The organism is Bradyrhizobium sp. Leo78 (assembly GCF_059512425.1).
Window position 1 is genome coordinate 1 of record NZ_JCAMOT010000116.1, and the last position, 3,648, is coordinate 3,648.

Genomic DNA, 3,648 nt, shown 5'->3' on the forward strand with positions numbered 1-3,648 from the left:
CGCCTGGACGAAGAAACGAGTCCGCCAAAAGCGGTTCAAAGGCTGCCGTATCACTCAGCTCTGATTCCGGGTACTAGTACCTCGGCACAGAGGTTTTGACTCGTTGAACCTGGCCTGATTCGATGATGGGTTTTGGATAGGCCCGCGCCATTTTGGCGCGAGCCTTATTGGTTGTGAACATCCATTTGACGCGGGCGCGGTCGGCATTGCGCCGTTTCTCCCAGGCGGCGGTCTCGGCGACGAGGCGGGCGAAACCGTCGATGCGTCGATCGAGGCATTGGCGGGCGAGAACGCCGATCTCGATCTCGACCATGTTGAGCCAGCTGGCGTGCTTTGGGACGTAGTGGAACTCCAGTCGGCGCAGTACCCGCCGTGCTTCGTCGGCCGGAAAGGCCTGGTAGAGCGCCCCGGCCGAATGAGTTGAGAGATTGTCGAGCACCAGGCGGATGCGCTCGGCTCGGGGATAATGGATGTCGACGAGGTCGCGCATGCAGGCCGCAAAGTCTTCCGCAGCCCGCCGCTCGGTCACCTTCACCTTGCGCCAGGAGCGATGCGCGTCGAGGAAGACGAACAGGTTTGCGGTGCCATTGCGCCGATACTCGCAATCGTAGCGCTCGATCTGTCCCGGTGTGGCCGGGATCGGCTGGCGCACTTCGCCGATGAGCTGGATTGGGCTCTCGTCGAAGCAGACCACCGGCCGCTTCGGATCAGGCGCCTCGGCATAGAGATCGAGCACGTCCTCCATGCGGGCGACGTAGTCGGCATCGATCTGAGGGATGCACCACATGTCCTTGCGCCACGGCTTGAGATCGCTCTCGGCCAAGCGTCGGCGCACCGTCTCGCGCGACAGGCTCTCGTGTGGCGTCAGCTTGACGATCGCTTCGGCCAACAGTTCCAGGGTCCAACGGGCGCGGCCTGCCGGAGGGCTTGAGCAGGCGGTCGCCACCAAAAGGGCTTCCTCCTTGCCGGTGAGCTTGCGTTCCGACCCGGGCCGCGGCTCCTCGCTGAGCGCCGCCTCCAGATTGCCGAGGACAAAACGCCGTTTGGTGCGATAAACCGTGGACCCGCCGACGCCGACGCTACGGACGATCTCCGCGTCGCTGACCCCTGCGTCAGCGGCGAGCAATATCTGCGCCCGCTTGAGCTTGCGCGCCGCGTGCTTGCCGCCGCTCAGAAGCTCCGTGCGCTCGGTTTGGCTGAGTTCGACCCGATAGCGTACATTCATCCGTGCCTCCGCCTGTCGAGGCACTGACGAACAGCTGAATCGGATGGCCAAGGTGAGTCATTCTGCAAAAGCCTTCACGCCCAAGCAGGGCCAGTACCTGGCCTTCATCGACGCCTACACGCGCGTGCATCGCCGGCCACCTGCCGAATGGGAGATGCAACGGCACTTCGGCGTGTCCCCGCCTTCCGTCCACCAGATGGTGTTGACCCTCGAACGCGCGGGCATCATCAGGCGCCAGCCCGGCTCGCCGCGCAGCATCGAAGTGCTGGTCCCTCCTGAACAGCTCCCCGTCTTGGAAATCCCAAACCAATCAGTCAAAACCTCTGTGTAGAGGTACTAGTAGTAGCCCGTCCATTCGCCGCCACCATCCATAACATCTACTTTACACCGAGCACAAACTGGTTGTTGGTGTAGAGTTTGAAATCCTTTACTGCGGACGTCGTAATTAGGCTGCCGACCGGATCGACACCGCCGTCCAATATTGGCCGTAGAGCGCAAGCTCCTTGATCAGGTCATAAACCAGTCCCGCCCGCCAGCTCAGGCCTGAGAGCGAGGCCTGAAAACTTTTCATCGCATCCCTGAAATTGGCTTTCCATGCTTGTTTGGTCGGGCCAACGCTGACGATCGCGAGCTGATCCAATATCTTCAGCCAATGTTCCGCGGACGCTGCACACTGGTTGGCAATCGTTTTGATTGGGTGCTCACATCAGTGACAGGTATGGACAGGTTGTCGGAAGCCGGACATGAGACGTGTGCGACGTCGGGAAAACCCCCTGGAGAGAGACATCTTCTAAGCTTCGTTTGAGAGCCTGAATGGAAGTGCTGTCCGATGATGGCGTGACAGCGATGGCGCAAGCATTTCCGAGATATCGTTTCGGACCTTCGACCGGGAAGAGCTATGTCGCCGGGCGACACGATTAGCGTATACGCTGACTGCGGAAGAAGACGAGAGCGATATGGACTTGCGTAACCAGCTGCGCAAGCCGAATTCCGAAAGAATAGCCGGGTGTCGCCACAGCGGTGACCGAAGAAAAAGAGGCAGCTTGTAGTGAACAAGCGGCCCAAGTCTAGGGAGGAAACGCCCAAGGAGGGCAGCGATAGCGCATCGCGCTACCGCGCAAGAGGTTGACTTCTGATCGGTATCACAGCGCATACTTTGCCGAGGCGTGCTCACTCAGCATTCCGCCAACTCGCGGAGACATCCCCGGAGCCTTCGAGCAGACCTCGGTATCCATGTTTTGGACAAACGATTCCTCAGTTTGCGCCGGCGCGTGAGCGCTGGGTGAGACGACTACACTCAGGTCACTTCACCGTTGAAGCCAGAAATCGTGTTCCAGATCACAGCGATAGTCTCCTTTCCGGTCGCCATGGTAACGATAGGCTGATCGGGACAAAGATCGATTTTTTCTCGATAGTCGTGCTGGCGTTGACGAGTTTGGCTGTTTAATCGTACGGCGGCCGCGGTCTCGGCCTTGCAAGGTGATACTGTCGGACTTTGGAATAATGGATTCCATGAGCCTGGCAGGATCGATCGCAATGGAGAGACCTCCACTGCCACGCTGTGTTTAAACCGTGAGCCAGACGGCATCGGCTACCGGACTTGAGGAACTCGAATTCGCCGACTAGGTCTTCGATGTGACGAAACACCAACTCGGCTAATGGTGGCGCAACTGTAACCCGCTCCGTTCGGATGGGCCCTGCTTTTGAGGCTGCCATGGCCGAAGATGTGGCAGAATTTCAGGCCCGCGACTGACCAGCGCGGACGGCTGCAGCTAAAGCTTCTTCCAGCCTCGTCTTCTCCAGCAAGAGATCCGCGACGATCTTTCGAAAGCGTTGGTTTTCGACTGTAAGATCCTCCAACACACCCCGCATGTCATCCATCGTTCCCGCGTTGGCTGACCCGCCATTCTCAAGTGTGCCACATTGCGCGAATGTCGCATCACTCTTATGCAAGGGCATTTTTCGCCAACGATGAAGGGTCATGACGCTAACCCCGAGCGCTTTGCAAATCTCCATCTGAGAATTGCCCGCTCGTGCAAGCTCATTTGCTCGGGCAAGCTTCGACAGAATCTCCTCGTGAGAGTGCTTCTTCATCTTTCTCTCTAAAGGCTCGGCAACGACATCCTTGGTGATGCCTTGAATTTGTCGGCGTGGCGAAACTGAGGCCACCAGCGGCTCAGATTTCAAATACGAAAGGAGTGTGTATGATCCTGGACAAACCGCAGGAAGACCAGATCCGTAAGCCGAGCGTTCGTACATATTCGTGCCGCGACCTTCAAGAGACTTGAATGGCACATAGCGTCAAGCTGCACCATTTCAAAGTAGAGTAGTGTTTCCGACCTAGAGCGTGATGAGATTAGGTTTGACCATATCCGGCGTTGGTGAAGTAGTTTGAGCACTCGGCGGGTGTGACAGTGTCGAGG

Annotated in this window: 4 protein-coding genes; 1 reads left to right on the top strand and 3 read right to left on the bottom strand. The window is 58.2% G+C overall.

Going from position 1 to position 3,648, the window contains the following annotated elements; genetic code table 11:
- Window positions 1-73: 73 nt before the first annotated feature.
- Complete coding sequence (locus AC5ZG1_RS43590) at window positions 74-1,225, bottom strand: IS630 family transposase (RefSeq protein WP_028169397.1); 1,152 nt, start codon at window positions 1,223-1,225, stop codon at window positions 74-76.
- 43 nt (window positions 1,226-1,268) lie between these two features.
- On the opposite strand from AC5ZG1_RS43590, the gene AC5ZG1_RS43595 reads away from it, so the two are divergent.
- The gene (locus AC5ZG1_RS43595; RefSeq protein ID WP_028169398.1) at window positions 1,269-1,556 is read left to right on the top strand and encodes a LexA family protein; all 288 of its coding nucleotides are present in this window, start codon (window positions 1,269-1,271) and stop codon (window positions 1,554-1,556) included.
- Between the two features lie 114 nt (window positions 1,557-1,670).
- Here the strand turns inward: AC5ZG1_RS43595 and AC5ZG1_RS43600 are convergent, their stop codons facing one another.
- The gene (locus tag AC5ZG1_RS43600) at window positions 1,671-1,865 is read right to left on the bottom strand and encodes a hypothetical protein (RefSeq protein ID WP_028169399.1); all 195 of its coding nucleotides are present in this window, start codon (window positions 1,863-1,865) and stop codon (window positions 1,671-1,673) included.
- 1,097 nt (window positions 1,866-2,962) lie between these two features.
- Window positions 2,963-3,319 (bottom strand): helix-turn-helix domain-containing protein, encoded by a 357-nt coding sequence (locus AC5ZG1_RS43605; protein WP_028169400.1) that lies wholly within the window; start codon window positions 3,317-3,319, stop codon window positions 2,963-2,965.
- Between the last annotated feature and the right edge of the window lie 329 nt (window positions 3,320-3,648).

What these genes read in the sequence shown, in the direction of transcription:
- AC5ZG1_RS43595 (WP_028169398.1), top strand. Translation starts at nt 1,269, where the DNA reads ATGGCCAAGGTGAGTCATTCTGCAAAAGCCTTCACGCCCAAGCAGGGC.
- AC5ZG1_RS43605 (WP_028169400.1), bottom strand. Translation starts at nt 3,319, where the DNA reads ATGAAGAAGCACTCTCACGAGGAGATTCTGTCGAAGCTTGCCCGAGCA.
- AC5ZG1_RS43590 (WP_028169397.1), bottom strand. Translation starts at nt 1,225, where the DNA reads ATGAATGTACGCTATCGGGTCGAACTCAGCCAAACCGAGCGCACGGAG.